Source organism: Psychrobacter sp. TB55-MNA-CIBAN-0194, from assembly GCF_040309505.1.
GTDB lineage: Bacteria > Pseudomonadota > Gammaproteobacteria > Pseudomonadales > Moraxellaceae > Psychrobacter > Psychrobacter fozii.
Window position 1 is genome coordinate 1 of record NZ_JBEOOW010000199.1, and the last position, 279, is coordinate 279.

Genomic DNA, 279 nt, shown 5'->3' on the forward strand with positions numbered 1-279 from the left:
GCTTTTATGGTTATGAAGCCCAACGTATTTTACGTAATAAAGAAGAAGTGAAAGTCATGGTACGTTACCCACTTGAGCAGCGCCGCACTGTGGGCGATCTTGAAAACATGCTTATCCGCACCCCGTCAGGCGCAGCGGTACCGTTTTCAACGGTAGCCAATATCGAACTGGGTGAGTCATATGCATCGATCACCCGAGTTGATGGTCGCCGAGCAATTACCATTAGTGCCAATGTGAATAAAAACAATGTTGAGCCATCTAAAGTGGTCGCCGAAATTC

The 279-nt window shown here is 47.0% G+C and carries 1 protein-coding gene; it reads left to right on the forward strand.

The features are described from left to right. Nucleotides 1-279 (forward strand): efflux RND transporter permease subunit (locus AAEY75_RS14815; RefSeq protein ID WP_352259994.1); only part of this gene is annotated, 279 nt, incomplete at both ends.